This window comes from Pseudoalteromonas sp. H71 (assembly GCF_001468485.1).
Taxonomy (GTDB): domain Bacteria; phylum Pseudomonadota; class Gammaproteobacteria; order Enterobacterales; family Alteromonadaceae; genus Pseudoalteromonas.
In genome coordinates this window covers 1-16,279 of sequence record NZ_LODI01000004.1, presented here as the reverse complement: position 1 = coordinate 16,279, position 16,279 = coordinate 1, and the positions used below count along the sequence as shown (strand labels likewise).

General features: G+C 41.1%; 15 protein-coding genes and 1 pseudogene. 3 read left to right on the top strand and 13 right to left on the bottom strand.

Annotated elements, in window-relative coordinates; translation table 11 throughout:
* Positions 1-61: 61 nt before the first annotated feature.
* The 4 genes and pseudogenes from ATS71_RS18795 to ATS71_RS04150 all read right to left on the bottom strand — a co-directional run.
* Positions 62-772, bottom strand: a pseudogene (locus ATS71_RS18795) (lipocalin family protein); the annotation flags it as partial.
* Between the two features lies 1 nt (position 773).
* On the bottom strand, positions 774-1,159 hold a 386-nt coding region (locus tag ATS71_RS18790; protein WP_442960119.1), incomplete at its 3' end, for a lipocalin-like domain-containing protein.
* A gap of 7 nt (positions 1,160-1,166) precedes the next feature.
* Positions 1,167-3,596, bottom strand: a complete 2,430-nt coding sequence (locus ATS71_RS04155) for an FtsX-like permease family protein (RefSeq protein WP_058403745.1) — start codon at positions 3,594-3,596, stop codon at positions 1,167-1,169.
* Positions 3,589-4,245, bottom strand: coding sequence for an ABC transporter ATP-binding protein (locus ATS71_RS04150; RefSeq protein ID WP_058403672.1), 657 nt, complete (start codon positions 4,243-4,245; stop codon positions 3,589-3,591). The genes ATS71_RS04155 and ATS71_RS04150 overlap by 8 nt, the downstream gene beginning before the upstream one ends.
* Positions 4,246-4,446: 201 nt before the next feature.
* Between ATS71_RS04150 and ATS71_RS04145 the strand changes: the two genes are divergently transcribed.
* Complete coding sequence (locus tag ATS71_RS04145; protein WP_058403671.1) at positions 4,447-6,336, top strand: monovalent cation:proton antiporter-2 (CPA2) family protein; 1,890 nt, start codon at positions 4,447-4,449, stop codon at positions 6,334-6,336.
* A gap of 97 nt (positions 6,337-6,433) precedes the next feature.
* Here the strand turns inward: ATS71_RS04145 and ATS71_RS04140 are convergent, their stop codons facing one another.
* The 9 genes from ATS71_RS04140 to ATS71_RS04100 form a co-directional block, all read right to left on the bottom strand.
* Entirely contained in the window at positions 6,434-6,805 is a 372-nt protein-coding gene (locus tag ATS71_RS04140; RefSeq protein WP_082653589.1) for a hypothetical protein, read from the bottom strand.
* Positions 6,806-6,819: 14 nt separating this feature from the next.
* A complete protein-coding gene (locus ATS71_RS04135; RefSeq protein ID WP_058403744.1) occupies positions 6,820-7,341 on the bottom strand; it encodes a YcxB family protein in 522 nt (173 codons plus the stop codon).
* Positions 7,342-7,405: 64 nt separating this feature from the next.
* Positions 7,406-8,146: a hypothetical protein gene (locus ATS71_RS04130; RefSeq protein WP_201020854.1), complete on the bottom strand. Its 741-nt coding sequence runs from the start codon at positions 8,144-8,146 to the stop codon at positions 7,406-7,408.
* Positions 8,131-8,481 carry a hypothetical protein gene (locus tag ATS71_RS04125; protein WP_058403669.1) on the bottom strand — a complete coding sequence of 117 codons (351 nt, stop codon included), beginning with the start codon at positions 8,479-8,481 and terminating at the stop codon, positions 8,131-8,133. Before ATS71_RS04125 ends, ATS71_RS04130 begins: the two co-directional genes overlap by 16 nt.
* A 117-nt stretch (positions 8,482-8,598) precedes the next feature.
* Entirely contained in the window at positions 8,599-9,033 is a 435-nt protein-coding gene (locus tag ATS71_RS04120; protein WP_058403668.1) for a hypothetical protein, read from the bottom strand.
* Between the two features lie 313 nt (positions 9,034-9,346).
* Positions 9,347-10,075 (bottom strand): hypothetical protein, encoded by a 729-nt coding sequence (locus ATS71_RS04115; protein ID WP_058403742.1) that lies wholly within the window; start codon positions 10,073-10,075, stop codon positions 9,347-9,349.
* Between the two features lie 112 nt (positions 10,076-10,187).
* On the bottom strand, positions 10,188-11,978 hold the full coding sequence (locus ATS71_RS04110) for an alkaline phosphatase (protein ID WP_058403667.1): 1,791 nt from the start codon (positions 11,976-11,978) through the stop codon (positions 10,188-10,190).
* An 11-nt stretch (positions 11,979-11,989) separates the two neighbouring features.
* Entirely contained in the window at positions 11,990-13,573 is a 1,584-nt protein-coding gene (locus ATS71_RS04105) for an alkaline phosphatase (protein WP_058403666.1), read from the bottom strand.
* A gap of 516 nt (positions 13,574-14,089) precedes the next feature.
* The gene (locus tag ATS71_RS04100; RefSeq protein WP_235591406.1) at positions 14,090-14,857 is read right to left on the bottom strand and encodes a sulfite exporter TauE/SafE family protein; all 768 of its coding nucleotides are present in this window, start codon (positions 14,855-14,857) and stop codon (positions 14,090-14,092) included.
* A 170-nt stretch (positions 14,858-15,027) separates the two neighbouring features.
* Between ATS71_RS04100 and ATS71_RS04095 the strand changes: the two genes are divergently transcribed.
* Positions 15,028-15,777 carry a GntR family transcriptional regulator gene (locus ATS71_RS04095; RefSeq protein WP_058403665.1) on the top strand — a complete coding sequence of 250 codons (750 nt, stop codon included), beginning with the start codon at positions 15,028-15,030 and terminating at the stop codon, positions 15,775-15,777.
* Positions 15,778-16,181: 404 nt separating this feature from the next.
* Positions 16,182-16,279: cold-shock protein (locus ATS71_RS04090; protein ID WP_160327099.1), on the top strand; the 98-nt coding region annotated here is incomplete at its 3' end.

The window sequence follows — 16,279 nt, the reverse complement described above, 5'->3', positions numbered from 1 at the left end:
AATAAAATGCACTTAGCCTTGGCTTAAGTGCATTTCTTTTTGAAAGCCATTTTATAGCCCGCTAATAACCAACTAACTCTGCATAACCTTTACCTTTAAAACCGCCTTGGGTTTTAATTCGCCCCTCCCAGTAGGGAATGCTCAATTGATTTCGTGAATCGGGGTTACGTGCTTCGATTATAATAGGTTCAAACCCTTTAACCTTGAGGTGCCATTTAACTGGGTAGGTTTTACTACTTTGCGCCGATTGGGTTGTGAGCTCTGATGTTTTTAATACCTGTAAAGTCACGTCGTTATTTGCAATGGCGCGCACTTGTCCATTTTGTGTAATGTGCGATGCACTACAGTAATCATAACTTTGTTGACCATTACGAATACAAAATGCCATTAAGCCCCCCTGTTTTTTATCATCAGCCTGAATGCTAAACCAGTCCCAACCATTTTGGGTAGGATCGATTAGCGCCGAAGACCACTCTCTGTCTAACCAAGCATCTCCAGTTACTTTAAAAGTTTTACCCGCAAATGTGATATCGCCTTTAGCGTGTAAAAACGGATAGCTGTAATAGTAAGAGGCATGCCCCTGGTGGGTTTTTTGGCTGTAACCTTGCTCGCCATGTTTTACAAGCGGGCTATTAGCCAGCACAAGGTTAGCACTGTAATTTTCCTGCTGCGCCTTTAAGCTAAGCGGTAAAAATGTTACCTCCTTACTTGCTAGCTGCCAATCATCTAGGCGAGCTTCAAATGGCTGCGCTGTTATATTTACTTGTCCCGANCCATACTTTTCGAACGCTTGATGCTGTGAATCGGTTTGTATTGCAAAGTGAGCAAAGTAAAGCTGCCCATTCCACCAAGGTGATGGTTCTGTTTGTGTGTTTTGCTCATCAACCGAGAGCCTAAATAAAGTCCATTGCACACCAAAGGTATCGCCATTATCTGCTTTTAAATTAGCAGTTACGTACCACCATTCAATTCCTTGCTGATGATGCGCCCCATGATCGCGTGGAAAGCTCAGCCCTTGTTTTTTGTTTACAGGTTCACCATATTGTTGCGCAAACCCGCTATGCATTTTTTTATTTTGATTTACTTGCTCTACTTCGGGCTGACATGCGCTTAATGCGCTAATAAAAATAAAGGTAACGGATGCTTTTAGTCTATTCATGTAAGTCCTAGTGCTTGGCAACATTATCGGCAACGGCGCTTCGCGTTAATTTTATTAGCGGTAACGCGCTCACAAATAAAGCTAACATAAACATAAGCACCGTAAAGCCACCTAACTGTAGCCAATTAACGGTCATGGCCATGGTCCAACCAAAGGCAATTGGCATGACGTAAGTTAATAGTACCCATCCAAGGCTAAGCCCCAGTGGTATAGCTAATAACAAGGTGGTTAAAATAATAAGTGCAGCTTGCAGTACTTTTGCCCCCAATAATTGCTGCTGGGTGACACCCAGCGTTTGCAATACCGCCATGGGCTGTAATTGCCCCCGCCCTAAAGTTAAAAAGCTCACCCACATGCCAAATAATGCAATCAGCATAATGAAAATATTAAGCGCCTGAGTAACATAAAAAGTTTTACCAAATAACTGTTTTGCAAAGCGTTTAAACTGCTGATTAGCAATGACTTGTTGGCTATCTAATTGGTGCTGCTTTTGAATATATTCGGCCATGGCGTCAACGTCAGTATTAGGCTTTAACCAAAGCGATAAACCATACTCAGTGTAGTTTAAGCTGCTACTCAATAATGCTGCTGTAGTGACTACTACATTTAACCCTTGCTCGCCGTAATCAAAATAGGCAGCGCGTACTTGGCACGTTAGTGTATTAATATGCTGTTTTAGGGTTATTACATCACCGACTGTAAGCGAATACTGCAGCAAGGCGGGTTCGTTCACTAAGCAACCCACCACCCCGTTTTTGTTTTTTTCAAATACTGCAGATGTAGGTGCTTTATTGTTTAACAAAGTAAGGTGTTGGTTATTGCTGGCCGTTGCACCAAATGCCATAACATCAACAGCTATCGTATTTTTAGGTGTGTTAAGCTCACTGTTAGCTGACCAATATACGCCTACTTTTTCAACCTCTGGGAGTTCACGCAATTTAGCCCCTAACGCTTGAATGTTTTGATCGGGCCTTACGTATAAATCGGCGCTTAGGCGTTTTTCAAGGTGTGTATCTAAGGTGTCGCTAAAACTGCCAACCATAATTTGCATACCTACGGCGGCCCCCATCGCCATTAAAATAGCGAGCACCGAGCTTAGTAATGCGGGTAATTGCACTAGGCTGTCGGCTTTTAACCACTGAATAATAGGGTTTTGTGTTGGCCATGGCAGTTTAAAAACGCCTTTAACTACCGGTGGCGTAATTACAAAAAAGAGGAGTAGCACACAAACACACAGCAATAAGGCACTTATTTTGGTATTTGCCGTTAACGCTAAGTAGCTGGCTGAAAAAATAGCTAACGCAAACATTAGCCATTTAATACGCGTTAAAAAAGCACTTAATCGAGCCGATTGACTGGCTAAAAACCCCAACAAAACAACAATATTAAGTGTAAAACCGCTGGCAATCATGCTGCTATCAAGGCTTACTACAAAGCTTCTATCTAGCTGGTAAAGCCCTCGAAGAGTCGCCGATACATCCATAACTAAGGCATTTGCCAGTGCCGCGCCTAATAACGCACCTAATAACGCAGCAAAAAAACTAAGCACCGATAATTCAATAACCAGCGCTTTAATTAACACCGACCTTTGACAACCCAGCACCCACATTTGCTGCTGCAAGTGAGCGCGCGCATTGTACGCCAGCTTAATTGCATTAAAACTTAAAAACGCACCCACCACATAACCTAACAAAGCCAGCGCTTGTAAATTAAAGAAAAAAGCCTCAGAGAGCGCATCAAAAGCCTGCTCTTGCGCAGCTTCAAGGCGTGCTTGATCGCCTATCAATACGTTTAATTGGGCTGCTTGTTTGTTATTTAAGCCACTTACTTCAAAGTAACTAATTACCCCATTTGCGCGCAGTAGTTTATCAGCAAGGCTAATATCCACCAGCATGGTCATGCCTAAACCTTGTAACTCGCTTACCGCTAACGTGCGTGTGGCATCGCCCATGTTTATATTAATACGGCTATTTTTTAAATTTAGCCGCTGCATTAATTTAGGATCGATATAAACAGTATTTAGTAGCTGTTCAAACCCAGAATAACGATTGTTGGTTGTTGATGCTGAGCCGCTGGTATTTTGTGTAAGCCACTGTAATAAATTGACGCCCCTAAGCGCGAGTTTTTGCTGCGTATCGGTTTCAATTACGCCTTCTAAAACCGGTTGAACCTGCGTAAAGCCAGCTGCCCTAATACGCGACCACATACTGTTGGGCAACCTGTTTTCACCTAGCACAGGGCGTACAAAATGCGTCACGGGGTTTGCAATTAATGCTGTGGTTTGTTGATAGCGTTTACCGGCCTCTAAATTTAAGCCCTGTATTGCAGTAAGTAGCGCCGCGCCTAAACTAAAACCAATAAAAAACAGTAATAACAGCCCAACATGACGGCGATAAAACCGCATATACGTTATTAAAATAAGTTTAAGTTCAGCCATTAATTTGGCCATCTTTTAAAAACAATTGCGTAGCAAATTGGTCGGCCAATCGCTGACTATGCGTGACCATAATTAGTATTATTTGCTCTTCTTCACATAAGCTTTTTAATAGCGTAACTATATCGAGTGAGCGAGCGGCATCAAGGTTACCCGTAGGTTCATCAGCCAATAGTAGCTTGGGTTTATTTAATAGCGCACGACCTATGCCTACTCGTTGCTGCTCGCCACCAGAGAGTTGCTCAGGCATTGCTGTAAGCTTGCCTTCTAAACCCAGTTTTTTAGCCATTGTATTTACTTCATCGTCGCTAGGCGATAACCCATTAAGCCTTGCTTGAAAACACATATTGTCTTTCACATTTAACGGGCTGAGTAATTGATAGTGCTGAAAAATAATCCCTATTTTACGCCGATAAAGAGCAAGCTCACTAGCACTCAGTTCACTAATTTTTTGCTCATTAACCGTAATAGTTCCTCCATCAGGAGACAGTAGACCGGCTAATAAATTTAATAATGTTGTTTTACCCGAGCCACTATCACCGAGTAAGGCAATGTGCGCAGCAGGTGAAATAGTTAACGATAAATCATTAATTATTTGTCGTTTCAAGCCACCATCTTGGCGTGTAAAAAACACATTATTTAGCGAAATCATAAAATGTAGCTCGTCCTAGTAGCAAAGTTTTTAGTTTTGTTTTAAACGTTACAGTAACAGCAATTCGGTCATTTAAGTGCTTTATTTAAGCACATTGCAATAAATTTTATCATTCAGTTAAAGCAATTTGACTGAGTAACTTATTGTATTTTATACGTACCTAAGCCATGCTAATTGTCTAAACTTTAATAAGGTAAGCATGTGTTAGAAATAGCGTTAATATACTTAGCTGCGGCTATTGTGGCAGTTCCTATTGCCAAGCGAGTTGGTCTTGGTTCGGTACTGGGTTACTTAATTGCCGGCATACTCATTGGCCCCTTTGCATTAGGGGTGGTGGGAGATCAAACCGATGTAATGCATTTCGCTGAGTTTGGCGTAGTAATGATGCTATTTTTAGTTGGCCTTGAACTACAACCCTCTCGCTTATGGAAACTTCGCCACTCTATTTTAGGGCTCGGTGGCCTACAAGTAGTGCTAACTGCCGCCGTTATTTTTACATTTTGTTATTGGGTGTTTACCATGCAGTGGCAAACAGCCCTCGCTATTGGATTAATGCTTGCGTTGTCGTCAACCGCTATTGTGCTGCAAAGCCTTGAGGAAAAAGGCTGGCTAAAGCGCGAAGCCGGCCAAAATGCATTCTCGGTGTTATTATTTCAAGACATTGCCATTATTCCAATTTTGGCGCTGTTGCCATTACTCGCCTTTGCCCCACCAAGTAGCTCTAAAGAAATAAGCCATTCTATCATTGCCAACTGGCCTGTGTGGCAACAAGTCGCTGTATCGATAGGTGTGATTGCTGCCATTATTGCCGGTGGTAAATACGTATCGGCCCCGTTATTTAGGTACATAGCTAAAACTCACATGCGTGAAATATTCACTATTTTTGCGCTATTTTTAGTGGTGGCTATTGCCCTTGTTATGCAAAGTATTGGGCTTTCACCTGCATTAGGTACATTTTTAGCGGGTGTAGTCCTTGCCGAAAGTGAATTTAGACACGAGCTCGAAGCCGATATAGAACCTTTTAAAGGGCTACTTTTGGGGTTGTTTTTTATAACCGTGGGCGCCTCTATCAACTTTGAGTTATTGGCTAATGAGTTTTCAACTGTTATCGCACTTGTTGCGTTACTTATTGTGGTAAAAGCCTGTATTTTATATGCCCTTGCCATCACCTTTAATATTAGTAAAAAACAGCGATTACTGTTTGCATTAGCCCTTGCACAAGGCGGCGAATTTGCTTTTGTATTGTTAAGCGTAACCACAACACTGGCTATTTTAACGCCAGCACAAACAGGCTTAGTGACCCTTGTTGTTGCTGTATCAATGTTAGTGGCTCCGCTATTGTTAATGGTGTACGAACAACTCGAAAAACGCAGCCATACCAGTGCACCAGAGTTCGACAAGCCAGAGCAAATTAGCACAGCTAAGCACGTTATTATTGCGGGCTACGGACGTTTTGGACAAATTATGGGGCGTTTATTGCACGCCCAAGGCTACGAAATAACGGTACTCGATCACAGTCCTAGCCAAATAGAATTACTACGCCGCTTTGGTAATACCGTATTTTATGGTGACGCCGCCCGCCAAGAACTCCTTGAAGCCGCAGGCGCACACACCGCACAAATGCTGGTTGTTGCCATTGATGATCCAGACAAAACCATTGAAATAATTGAGCTTGCCCACAAAAACTACCCACAATTAAAAATTGTTGCCCGCGCAATAGACCGTCGCCACGCATACAAATTACTTAATTTAAAAGTAGATGCGTTTAACCGCGAAACCGTCGACTCAGCTATTAACTTAGCCGTAGAAGCACTCGAACTACTTGGAAACAACAAACAAGACGCTGAGCGTGCTGGTAAGCTGTTTAGAGAACACGATCGCGCTGCGGTTGTGCAACTTGCTGAACTGTGGGGCGACGATGCAAGCTACGGCGTAGCTGTGCGCCAACGTATGGAAGATTTAAAACAGGTATTACAACAAGACAGGCAAGCACAAAGCGATTTAAATACCTGTGAACACGGCGACTGTGAAGACGGCCTTACAGAGCTCGCCGATAGGCCTAAGAAGCCTGATGATACTCATTTAGAGTAGTGTCTATAAATTGATATGTGCTATTAGCATGAGTTAATAGCACTTTTAATAAATACCGCACTCAAATAAGCTATCTAAAAAAATAGCCTTACTTTAGCTAATGTTCAAAACGCTTATATATTCCTAGCCAATCTGAGTGTTCAGGATATTTAATCTTATAAGCATTTATTTCAGCCTTAGAGGCGTATTGAAAATAGGTAGAGACATAGTCATTTATGTAGCTTTCGCCTTCCCCCATTCTCCAAAAAATTTCGCTTGGGTGGTAATCTGGAAATTTAATCCAAGGCGGTATTGGTGGGTTGTGCTTTAACTCATTCTCATAGCGCTCTTTTAGCATTTTCTCCCAAGCAGCTCTATGCTCAAGATACTTATCTCGTTGTTCATCGGTAGTGTTAGCTTGTTTTTCACTTCCTATTGATGAAATAGGTATAAGCATTAAAATAAGCGCTAAAGCTTTGCAAGTATTCATAAAGTAACGCATGACTAGATATGGGCTTTAATTAAAGCTTTTAGTTCTTCTTTTTCGGCTTCGCTTGTAAAAGCACTCGCGGGGATTATTAAAGCCAATAGCTTGTCTACAAATATATATAAGTCGCCTTTATTTTCTTCTATTGCTTCAACGGCTTGCCATTTATAAAAGTAACGTCCTAGATGATTAGTTTCGCAAATGCCATCAGCCTGAAACTCAATTGTTTTATTACCAATCATTACGCCATTTTCATTGGGGATTGATTGCTTTTTTAACTTATGATTATTGTATAAAAATACAATAATCAATATTAAAAATGGCACTGCTACAATTAACCCACTTGGCCAATGAAAGTCAGAAAGGCGAATAGACTCAACCTGAAAAAAAGTCATAAAAACAACGGTTAGCACAAACCATGCAATCACATTTTTTATAAACCCTAAACTTTTATTATCTTTAGGCGCACACAACTTTTTTATTATAAAATCAGCATAGTCGGTATAATTCTTTTTAGTAACAGTAAAAGATTTGAGCATTGTCATGTCCATATAGAACGCCTTTTAGCGCATAATTAGGTTGTGTGTTTAAGTTAATTACTAACTACAAGCGTGTATCAAGCTTAACTAACTCACCTGATAGTACATCAAAAATATAATAAAGTGTTTCACTCTCCGCCTTGGTATAAATTAAGGCCGTATTATTACTAATTAACTGATAGCCCTCAATATTATCCATAATGGATTTCAAGCCAGAGCCGTCGTATTCAGAAACTAACAACTCTTTTTGGTCTTCACTATTTAAAAAGCCATCTTTGTTTGTATCGTTTTGTACAACTGAGTAAATATTTTTACTTAAAACGCTTTGGTAACTGGTTTCTTTTAATTGAACCGGAGAAAAGCCTACGATCAATCCGTTATTCTTGAATAACACTTTGTTTTTCTGGCCAGCTTTAGTAAACATTAAATTTACTGCATTACGACTCAAACTCAGTGCTGAGGAAACAATAATCTCAGCATTAGCGCTGTAAGGTTTTTGATTTACTATTTTGTCAGATGTGATTTCTAAAATGTGAACATCTTTGATTTGACCAATATAATTTTTTTGTAACTTTGGTTCTTCATCAAGGGCTGCACTATGTTCTATCACCTGAACCTTAGGCGCAGAATAGCCACTTTTAAAAAGATCACTAATAAGGCTCTTACCAATAGCCAAAATTACAACTAACGCAGCAATAAATAGTAATACCTGGTTAGATTTCTCAATAAAATTCATAATACGAATTCTCAACGCAAACTCCTTATAGGCAACTGTTTCAACTTTGGTAATTAGTTTTTTACCCATTTAATATTGGTTTTTTTAATACCTAAACCTTGCTTGAACCTCTCAGGAAACTCTAATGAGGGCTTACCAGCCCATCCTCTCTCAAGGTATAAATTGTAGCCGTCATCATTTTTTTCATATTTAACAGCGGACAACCAAATACCATCCCAATCACCTAAAAAATCCAGTTCGGCTAAAGTGTTTGGATATACGCCATTGCGGGTTTTATGTAGTTCAATGAGAGAAATAGCAGATACAAAGTTTTGCGTACCAAACCTTTCATCGGCTCCAGGTACTTCAAAATCACAACCAGATAGTAATAAAACAAATAAAAGACTAAACATATACTTTGCCATTAAAAATAACTCCTAACTTTGTTCAAACATTGCGAACAATTAAAGCGCCTTAAAAAAACTCAACCAAGCTACTTCAAACTTTCTGAGCGACGTTGCAAAAAAACAGAACAATAATTTTTATTTTAACGGCGGTGGGATTGCTATGATCGCTTCTGGCCGATTTGCTCTGAGCAACTCTTTCAAATTTAACTGTATTCTTTCACCACACATCACTATTCCTTTTTTGTCTTGTGTTGTTGAGTAACCGAGTACTATATTTAGTAAATCTAATTTTTCAGGATTAACTTGAAAAAAAACGTTGTAATAACCTTCATAACTATTAGCTTCAGTAAAGTTTAAGTCTGCTAAAAAAGTATCTTTTATCACTAGAGTGAATGACGTTAAATAATAATTGCTAAACATTTCAGGTACATATACATCATAGCCTGCAACGTTACCTACGCTATAGTCTTCATTTATTTTTGCAAAAGATGCGAGTTGACCTAGTTCATCATCACCGCAGGCGAATAATGAGTTAGTCCAGAAAAAACATATAACTAAAAGTGCTCGCATTTAAGTCCAATATAACAGCTTTGTTAAGAGGCATTTTTGCAAACGTCCCTATTGAGTGGACTTCTATTAGTATCAAATAGCGTAAGTTATTGCCAACTAAAAATATTTGACTGTAAGTGGCTACTTATTTACAAGAAGAGACGATTATTCGAGGTCTTATTTGGGCAGGGGTATTTTAAATGTACTTTATTTTACAGGGCGGTTAGTAGCTCACTATAGCTTGCTGATTTAAAGTAAATTAGATTTAATCTAAATACAGCAAGCTCGTTTTCACCATATAACGAAGCCTATGCCGCTAAAGTCCAGCTAAAACCTAGTGGTGGTGCCCACCTTGAATCGCTTCACCTTGCTGGTTGTAAAACCCTGTTGCACCGTGCTCTATAAAACCTAGGTTTATCATTTTTGCTAAAAACGGATCGTTTTCGTTATCGCCAATGTCGGCGTAATCGGTGGTTTGAAAGCGGTCCCACTGTGCAAATTGCGAAGTAACTTGCTGCTTGTTGTAGCTTACGTTATTTAAGCTTAGTAACATGATTGCTTGGTTTTTTGTGTTGTTTACACTAAAAGATTTAACAAGCTGGGTTTGGCTATAAAAAGCAAGTGTGTAGGTATTTTCACCCTCTTGGTAAGTGTAGTTTTTTACCTCATCACAGCCTGCGCCTTGCGTTTTTGTAAGGGTCATTTTTTCAATTAACTGATTATCCACCAGCTGATTTTTAGCACTCCAATTTTGTACACCGCGTACCTCTGATGGCTGATACTCAATGCCGCGTTGTTGGGCATTAAAATAACGTATTGGGCGAATTTGTTTATTGGCTAAATGCTGCCATAGTTCAGTGGTTACGTCGCTTTGATGTGCTACTTGCTGGTTATTACGCCAAAGTGTAAATAACTGGCTACTTTGCTTATTTTTATGGGTATTGGTAATTGTGTAGTCGGCTTTTAAATACTGGCTATTTAGATTGCACTGCGTGGCAAGTGCGCTGGTGCTTGTTAGTGTGGCAACCAACATGGTTGCGAGTAATGATAATGCTGTTTTCATGGTGCTCTCTATATTTAACGTCACTGTTATTGCCATAACATAACCACTAACAATGGCATTTTTATGACACAAAAAAGCCCGCAAAATAATGCGGGCTTTTAATGGGCTCTATTTACTGAGCCACTGTTTCATCGGCTGTTTTAACTAGGTCTGCGGCAAAGTCCATTACGTGGAATAAAAAACTTTGCTCGTTTGTGCCTGTTACTAAATGTGCGCCTGGGCCCATTGCGTAAACACCTACATCTTCACCCGCGTGGGTTTCTGAACTAAGTGGTACTAATGACTCTTGGTGGAAACCCGGAGTGGTTGTATCAACATTTGTTAAATCAACACGCCCTGTAACCGGTGCAGCTAAGTAAGAGACGTCGGCATTGGTTTCATCGCCTAAGTCTCTGTAGCCTAAACCATTGGTGTAACCTACTGTAGTATATGGCATGTCGTCGGCTGCAAGGCTTGGCTCGGTTTGACCTACTGCAACCACTTTACCTAATATTGGGTTACCACGTTTTGGGTAGCCTGCAATAGTAAATACATGGCTGTGATCGGCAGTTACCACAATTAAGGTTTCTTCTGGGTTAGTGTTGTCCATCGCGGCTTTAACGGCTTTAGCAAATTCAATAGTATCGTTAAGCGCGTTGTAGGCATTACCCGCATGGTGCGCGTGGTCAATACGACCCGCTTCTACCGATAAGAAAAAGCCCTTATCGTTGTTATTAAGCACGTTGATTGCTTTTTCGGTCATTTGTGAAAGCGACGGCTCGCCCGCTACATCATTTGCGCGGTCGGCTTCGTATTGCATGTGGGATTCGTTAAATAAACCAAATACCTTGGTAGCATCGTCGCTAATAGCATCAAACCCTGCTTGATCCATTACGTAGTTGCCATTAGGGTAAGTAGCTTGCCACTCGGTGACTAGGTTACGGCCATCGGTACGATCCCCTTCAACTGCGCTGATTGCATCACTTGAATTAGCCGCGGCATCTTTTGGTAAAAAGTGACGACGACCGCCACCCATTACTACGTCAATACCATCTACATCAATACCTGCAAAGCGTGCTTCTAGGTTAGCTTCAAAGTTAACAAGCTGCGATGCAATGTCTTCACATGCGTCTGAACCTGCTGGCATATCAGAGTTATCTTCCCAGTTACGATCAGCCGATTTAGCATACGTTGCCGCTGGCGTTGCATGGGTAATGCGCGCCGTTGAAATAAGGCCGGTTGCTTTGCCTGCAATTTCGGCAAGCTCAAGCGAGGTGACCAGCTCATTACCTGCAACGGTTGAACAAACACCGCGCTCAATGTCTTCGTCTACACCGATTACGCCAACATCAGTTTTAACACCTGACACCATCGCCGTCATTGTGCCTGCTGAATCAGGTGTTTGTGCATCTACGTTGTACGTTTTAACAAAGCCTGAGTAAGGCATGGTTTCAAAGCTAAGTTGATAGTCTTCACCCATACCGCCTTCAAGCTGGCCCGCTAAAATACGTGCAGCCGTAACGGTAGAAATACCCATACCGTCGCCGACAAATAAAATCACGTTTTTAGCTTTGCCCGACTCTGTAACCGCCTCGGTATTAGCTTGCTGCGTTGCTGTTAACTTAGTTTGCGCGTCGCTATACCATGCATTACCTGTAAGGTTAGCTAATTGCTCTGTAGTTAGCGACGTTGCCGGCGCATTACACACTAGGTTAGATGAGTTAACTTCGTCGCTATCAAGCACGCCATTTTCGTTTGTATCTACACCCACTTGGGTTTCTACACCGCCATTAATACATTGCGCTGAGCCCACGGCTATGGCGTTGTCTACTGCGATAATATTGTTATCACTTTTATCGTCATCACTTGAACAACCCGCTAGCGCGACCATTACTGCTAAAGAAAGTACTGTTAATTTTTTCATGTTCGCCGCCATTATTGCTGAGTTAATTCAAGAGCTTGGTTAATTAGATGAAATACAACGTTTTGCTCAATTACACCTTGAGCAAGTTGCGCACCCGGGCCTTTAGCGTGCAGTGAAATATCTTCACCAGCATGTGTTTCAGAACCGAGTGGCACGGTTGTTTCTTGGTGAAAACCTGGGGTTGTTGTATCAACACCATTTAACTCAACACGCCCTGCGACTGGGCCGCTTAAGTAGGTTGCATCAGCGTTTGTTTCATCACCTAGGTCTCTAAAACCTAAACCATTTGCATAACCTACTGTAGTGTATGGCATGTCATCGGCAGCAAGGCTTGGCGCTGTTTGGCCTACGGCTACTACTTGGCCTAAAATTGGGTTACCGCGTTTAGGGTAACCTGCAATAGTAAATACATGGCTGTGATCGGCAGTCACTAAAATAAGGGTTTCTTCTGGGTTGGTATTATCGATTGCCGCTTGCACTGCATTGGCAAATTCAATGGTGTCGTTAAGTGCGTTGTAAGCGTTACCCGCATGATGTGCGTGGTCAATTCGGCCCGACTCAACCGTTAAGAAAAAGCCATTATCGTTTTTACCCAGTACATCAATCGCTTTTGTGGTCATTTCGGTAAGTGACGGCTCGCCTGCCACGTCATTTGCGCGGTCAGCTTCGTATTGCATGTGCGATTCGTTAAATAAACCAAATACTTTAGTAGCGTCATCAGCAATGGCATCAAACCCTGCTTGGTCCATCACATACGTTGCATCTGGGTATTGTGCTTGCCACTCGGTAACTAGGTTACGCTCATCGGTGCGGTCGCCTTCAACAGCACTTACTGCGTCACTTGAATTAGCCGCAGCATCTTTTGGTAAAAAGTGACGACGACCGCCGCCCATTACAAAATCAAGGCCGTCTACGTCGGTGCCTAAAAAGCGCGCTTCTAGATTTTTTTCAAAATTAACTAGCTGTGAGGCAATATCTTCACAGCCTTCTGAGCCCTCTGGCATATCTGAAATATCTTCCCAGTTGCGGTCTGCCGATTTAGCATACGTTGCCGCTGGCGTTGCATGGGTAATACGCGCTGTAGAAATAACACCTGTTGCTAGGCCTTTAATTTCAGCCAGTTCTGTTGCCGTTAAAAGCTCGTTACCTGCAACCGTTGAACACACACCACGTTCAATGTCTTCGTCTACACCGATTACACCTACATCGGTTTTAACACCTGAGATCATTGCGGTCATTGTGCCTGCAGAATCGGGGGTTTGCGCATCTACGTTGTAGGTTTTAACTTGCGCAGAGTATGGAAATTTTTCAAAGCTTAAATAGCCTTCTTCACCTGGGTTACCTGCTCGTTGGCCTTTTAAAATACGTGCTGCCGTTAGGGTAGAAATACCCATGCCGTCACCCACAAATAAAATCACGTTTTTTGCTTTTGTAACTTGTGCACTTTGTGCCTGAGTATTTTTAGTAGCTAACGTAGTTTGTGCGTTTGTATACCAGTTATTATCTGTTTGGCTTTGTGGTAACACATTGGCATGGCTAGCGGCGCTTAACATAAATGTTAGCCCAACCGCCGCAGCGACTTTTTTAATTTTCATCCTTTATTATTCCCATTATGTAGTGGTTATTTTTGCTTGAAGCTAAAACCTCAAATAAGTAACCGCTGCACTATAGAAAATACATATGACTAATAAAGGACGTTTTAATGAAGAAAAAGTGACCAAAGATTGACAAAAATAAGACACAAAAAAGCGCAGCGGTTTAACGCTGCGCTTGTTGTTATACAAGGGAAAATATTTTTAATTATTAAAAGCGCGCCTTAAACGACACCCCAAAGTAGCGCTCTGCATCACGCGGGATTTGGTAACGGAAGTTATCGCCACTGTAGGTTGTTGCATAGCTTTCGTCAGTTAGGTTTTTAGCAATAAGCGATACTCTGAAGGCATCGTCTTGATGCTGATTGATGTACTAACAGGCCGTGGCTTCAAAGTCTGGCTTGCGTCATTCCAATGCATTTAAGAGGCTTCTTAACCAACCACTCACTGTTCATAAGATACTAGTTAAACTACTGTAATTCCCATATCAACGTAAATAAACTTAAGTTACCCACTAACTTACAATATACTCGCTGCTGATGTGGCCACCAGCGATACACCACTTAAGCCGAGCAATGTAATTGCCATTATATAAACCCATTTTGCATCGACGTAATGGGTTAATTTACGGGCAAAATGTGTAACTAAGAGCACAAGAGGTATTGCCGCTGCAATTAAAAACATAATGTCGGGCTCAGGTAAGGTACCAAATGTTGCAATACCTACACGCACAAAGCCGCTAATGGTAAATACAGCAAGTAATGTGCTGCGTATAGCCTCAATAGACCAACTTTGTTTATAGCACTGAAAAACCAACGGTGGTCCCGAGGTTGAAAACAGCCCGCCCAACAATCCACTTAAGCCGCCTGCGATTAAAAATGATCCACGCCCGCTTTTCTTATTTACTTTTGCACGGCCAACTAGCATTAAGCCACAACACAGCAAAATACTAACTCCTAAAATAAAGTTTAAAAGCTGCGTTAAATGCGCCGACATATACTCAAGTAAACCAAACCCTAGCAACATTAGCGGGATACCCGTATACAGCATGAGTTTTAGTTCAGGTACTTTTACTGCATTACGGTTTTTAACCACCACAGTGGTTGAGTTAACAAGCCCTAACAAACTTACTAAAAACGTGGTTGCTGTTAATGGCAATACATCTAAGAGCGTAAAACTGGCAACCACCAGCAACCCAAAACCAAACCCACTAAGCGTTTGCATTATGGTGGCAATGCCTAGACAAAGCGCCATAAGCAATATGAGTTCTAACGAGATACTGAGCACTTTAAATTTCCTAGATATGCGCTATTGTAGCGTAACGATTTGTTTTTAAGAACAAAGTAAATGTAAGCTGTATTGCAATTGCTCATAATTAATTGGGCTTACGCCAAGGTGCGCAAAAAGTACCACCTATGTTATAACTACAGGTGGATTAAATTTAACGGTAAATAACGATGAGTAACTCTTTGTTTGATCACAAATTAAGTGGCCCAAGCTTGGCTTTTCAACCGCTTTACTTACAAGTGGCTGATTATATTAAACAGCTCATTGTTGGAAGACGCTGGGTGCCTGGCGAAGCATTACCAAGCGAATTTCGCCTTGCTGAAGAATTTAATGTAAGCCAAGGCACTGTTCGTAAAGCACTTAATTTATTAACCGACGATAAAATAGTCACCCGCCGCCAAGGTGTTGGTACCTTTGTATCTGAGCATACCCCGCAAGACGCACTTTTTAGGTTTTTCCCACTGCAAGCCGACGGTAAAGGTACTGATTTACCCAAAGCAGAGCTGTTATCGGTTGAGCTTTGCCCTGCACCACTCGATGTAATTGAAGCCCTGCAACTTAATAAAAAAGACAAAGTCGCTAAGCTTGTGCGTAGGCGTATTATTGATAACGAATTTTGTATGAGCGAAACTATATACCTTCCACAAAGCTACTTTCCTAATATACATCAAAGTAGTGATATTCCGCATACATTGTACCATTACTATCAAACCAAATTTAATCAAACCGTACATAAAACCCAAGACAGTATTAAAGCGGTATTAGCGGATGAAACCGATGCAAAAATGCTCGCAATTAACACTGGCGATCCACTGTTACTGGTGTCGCGCATTACAGAATCGATTGAAGGTAAACGTATTGAATATCGCCAAAGCAAGTGCAGAAGCGATCATTACCACTACCAAATTGAACTTGATTAAAAAACCGCGCTTTAACCGCTAATAACTAGGGCCTTTTACCCTGTATGAATTAAAGTTTGTTGAATCTAACGGCGAGATTTAATGGCGTCGTGAGGTTTTTAACCTAGTAATATCGATAACTGATATTTAATTAATCTACTGACTCATACCCATATAATAAATAAGAACGGCGAAACTAAAGAGTAAACTACCCTAAGCTAAAAAATAAAATAACAATAAAGCTTGGTGTATTATCAAACATGCTGTTATCCTGCTCGGCATCGGGTTGATGAAAACCCAGTTTATTTGTAAGTACCTCGTTGATATTAGTAATAATCCTTCGCGTTATCCTCAGTTAAATGCACGTTTTCTTCCTGTTAAATTGCCTATTTAGGGTACACTTTTATTTATTTTTAGGATCTATTATGTCTAATACAACAACTGGTACAGTTAAATTTTTTAATGAAGCAAAAGGTTTTGGTTTTATCGAGCAAGAGTCTGGCCCTGATGTGTTTGCACATTT

Excerpts from the sequence above, each read along its gene's own strand:
- ATS71_RS04095 (WP_058403665.1), top strand. The coding sequence starts at position 15,028 with ATGAGTAACTCTTTGTTTGATCACAAATTAAGTGGCCCAAGCTTGGCT.
- ATS71_RS04155 (WP_058403745.1), bottom strand. The coding sequence starts at position 3,596 with ATGGCTGAACTTAAACTTATTTTAATAACGTATATGCGGTTTTATCGC.
- ATS71_RS04130 (WP_201020854.1), bottom strand. The coding sequence starts at position 8,146 with ATGGGTAAAAAACTAATTACCAAAGTTGAAACAGTTGCCTATAAGGAG.
- ATS71_RS04140 (WP_082653589.1), bottom strand. The coding sequence starts at position 6,805 with ATGAATACTTGCAAAGCTTTAGCGCTTATTTTAATGCTTATACCTATT.
- ATS71_RS04105 (WP_058403666.1), bottom strand. The coding sequence starts at position 13,573 with ATGAAAATTAAAAAAGTCGCTGCGGCGGTTGGGCTAACATTTATGTTA.
- ATS71_RS04125 (WP_058403669.1), bottom strand. The coding sequence starts at position 8,481 with ATGGCAAAGTATATGTTTAGTCTTTTATTTGTTTTATTACTATCTGGT.
- ATS71_RS04120 (WP_058403668.1), bottom strand. The coding sequence starts at position 9,033 with ATGCGAGCACTTTTAGTTATATGTTTTTTCTGGACTAACTCATTATTC.
- ATS71_RS04150 (WP_058403672.1), bottom strand. The coding sequence starts at position 4,245 with ATGATTTCGCTAAATAATGTGTTTTTTACACGCCAAGATGGTGGCTTG.
- ATS71_RS04110 (WP_058403667.1), bottom strand. The coding sequence starts at position 11,978 with ATGAAAAAATTAACAGTACTTTCTTTAGCAGTAATGGTCGCGCTAGCG.
- ATS71_RS04115 (WP_058403742.1), bottom strand. The coding sequence starts at position 10,075 with ATGAAAACAGCATTATCATTACTCGCAACCATGTTGGTTGCCACACTA.
- ATS71_RS04135 (WP_058403744.1), bottom strand. The coding sequence starts at position 7,341 with ATGCTCAAATCTTTTACTGTTACTAAAAAGAATTATACCGACTATGCT.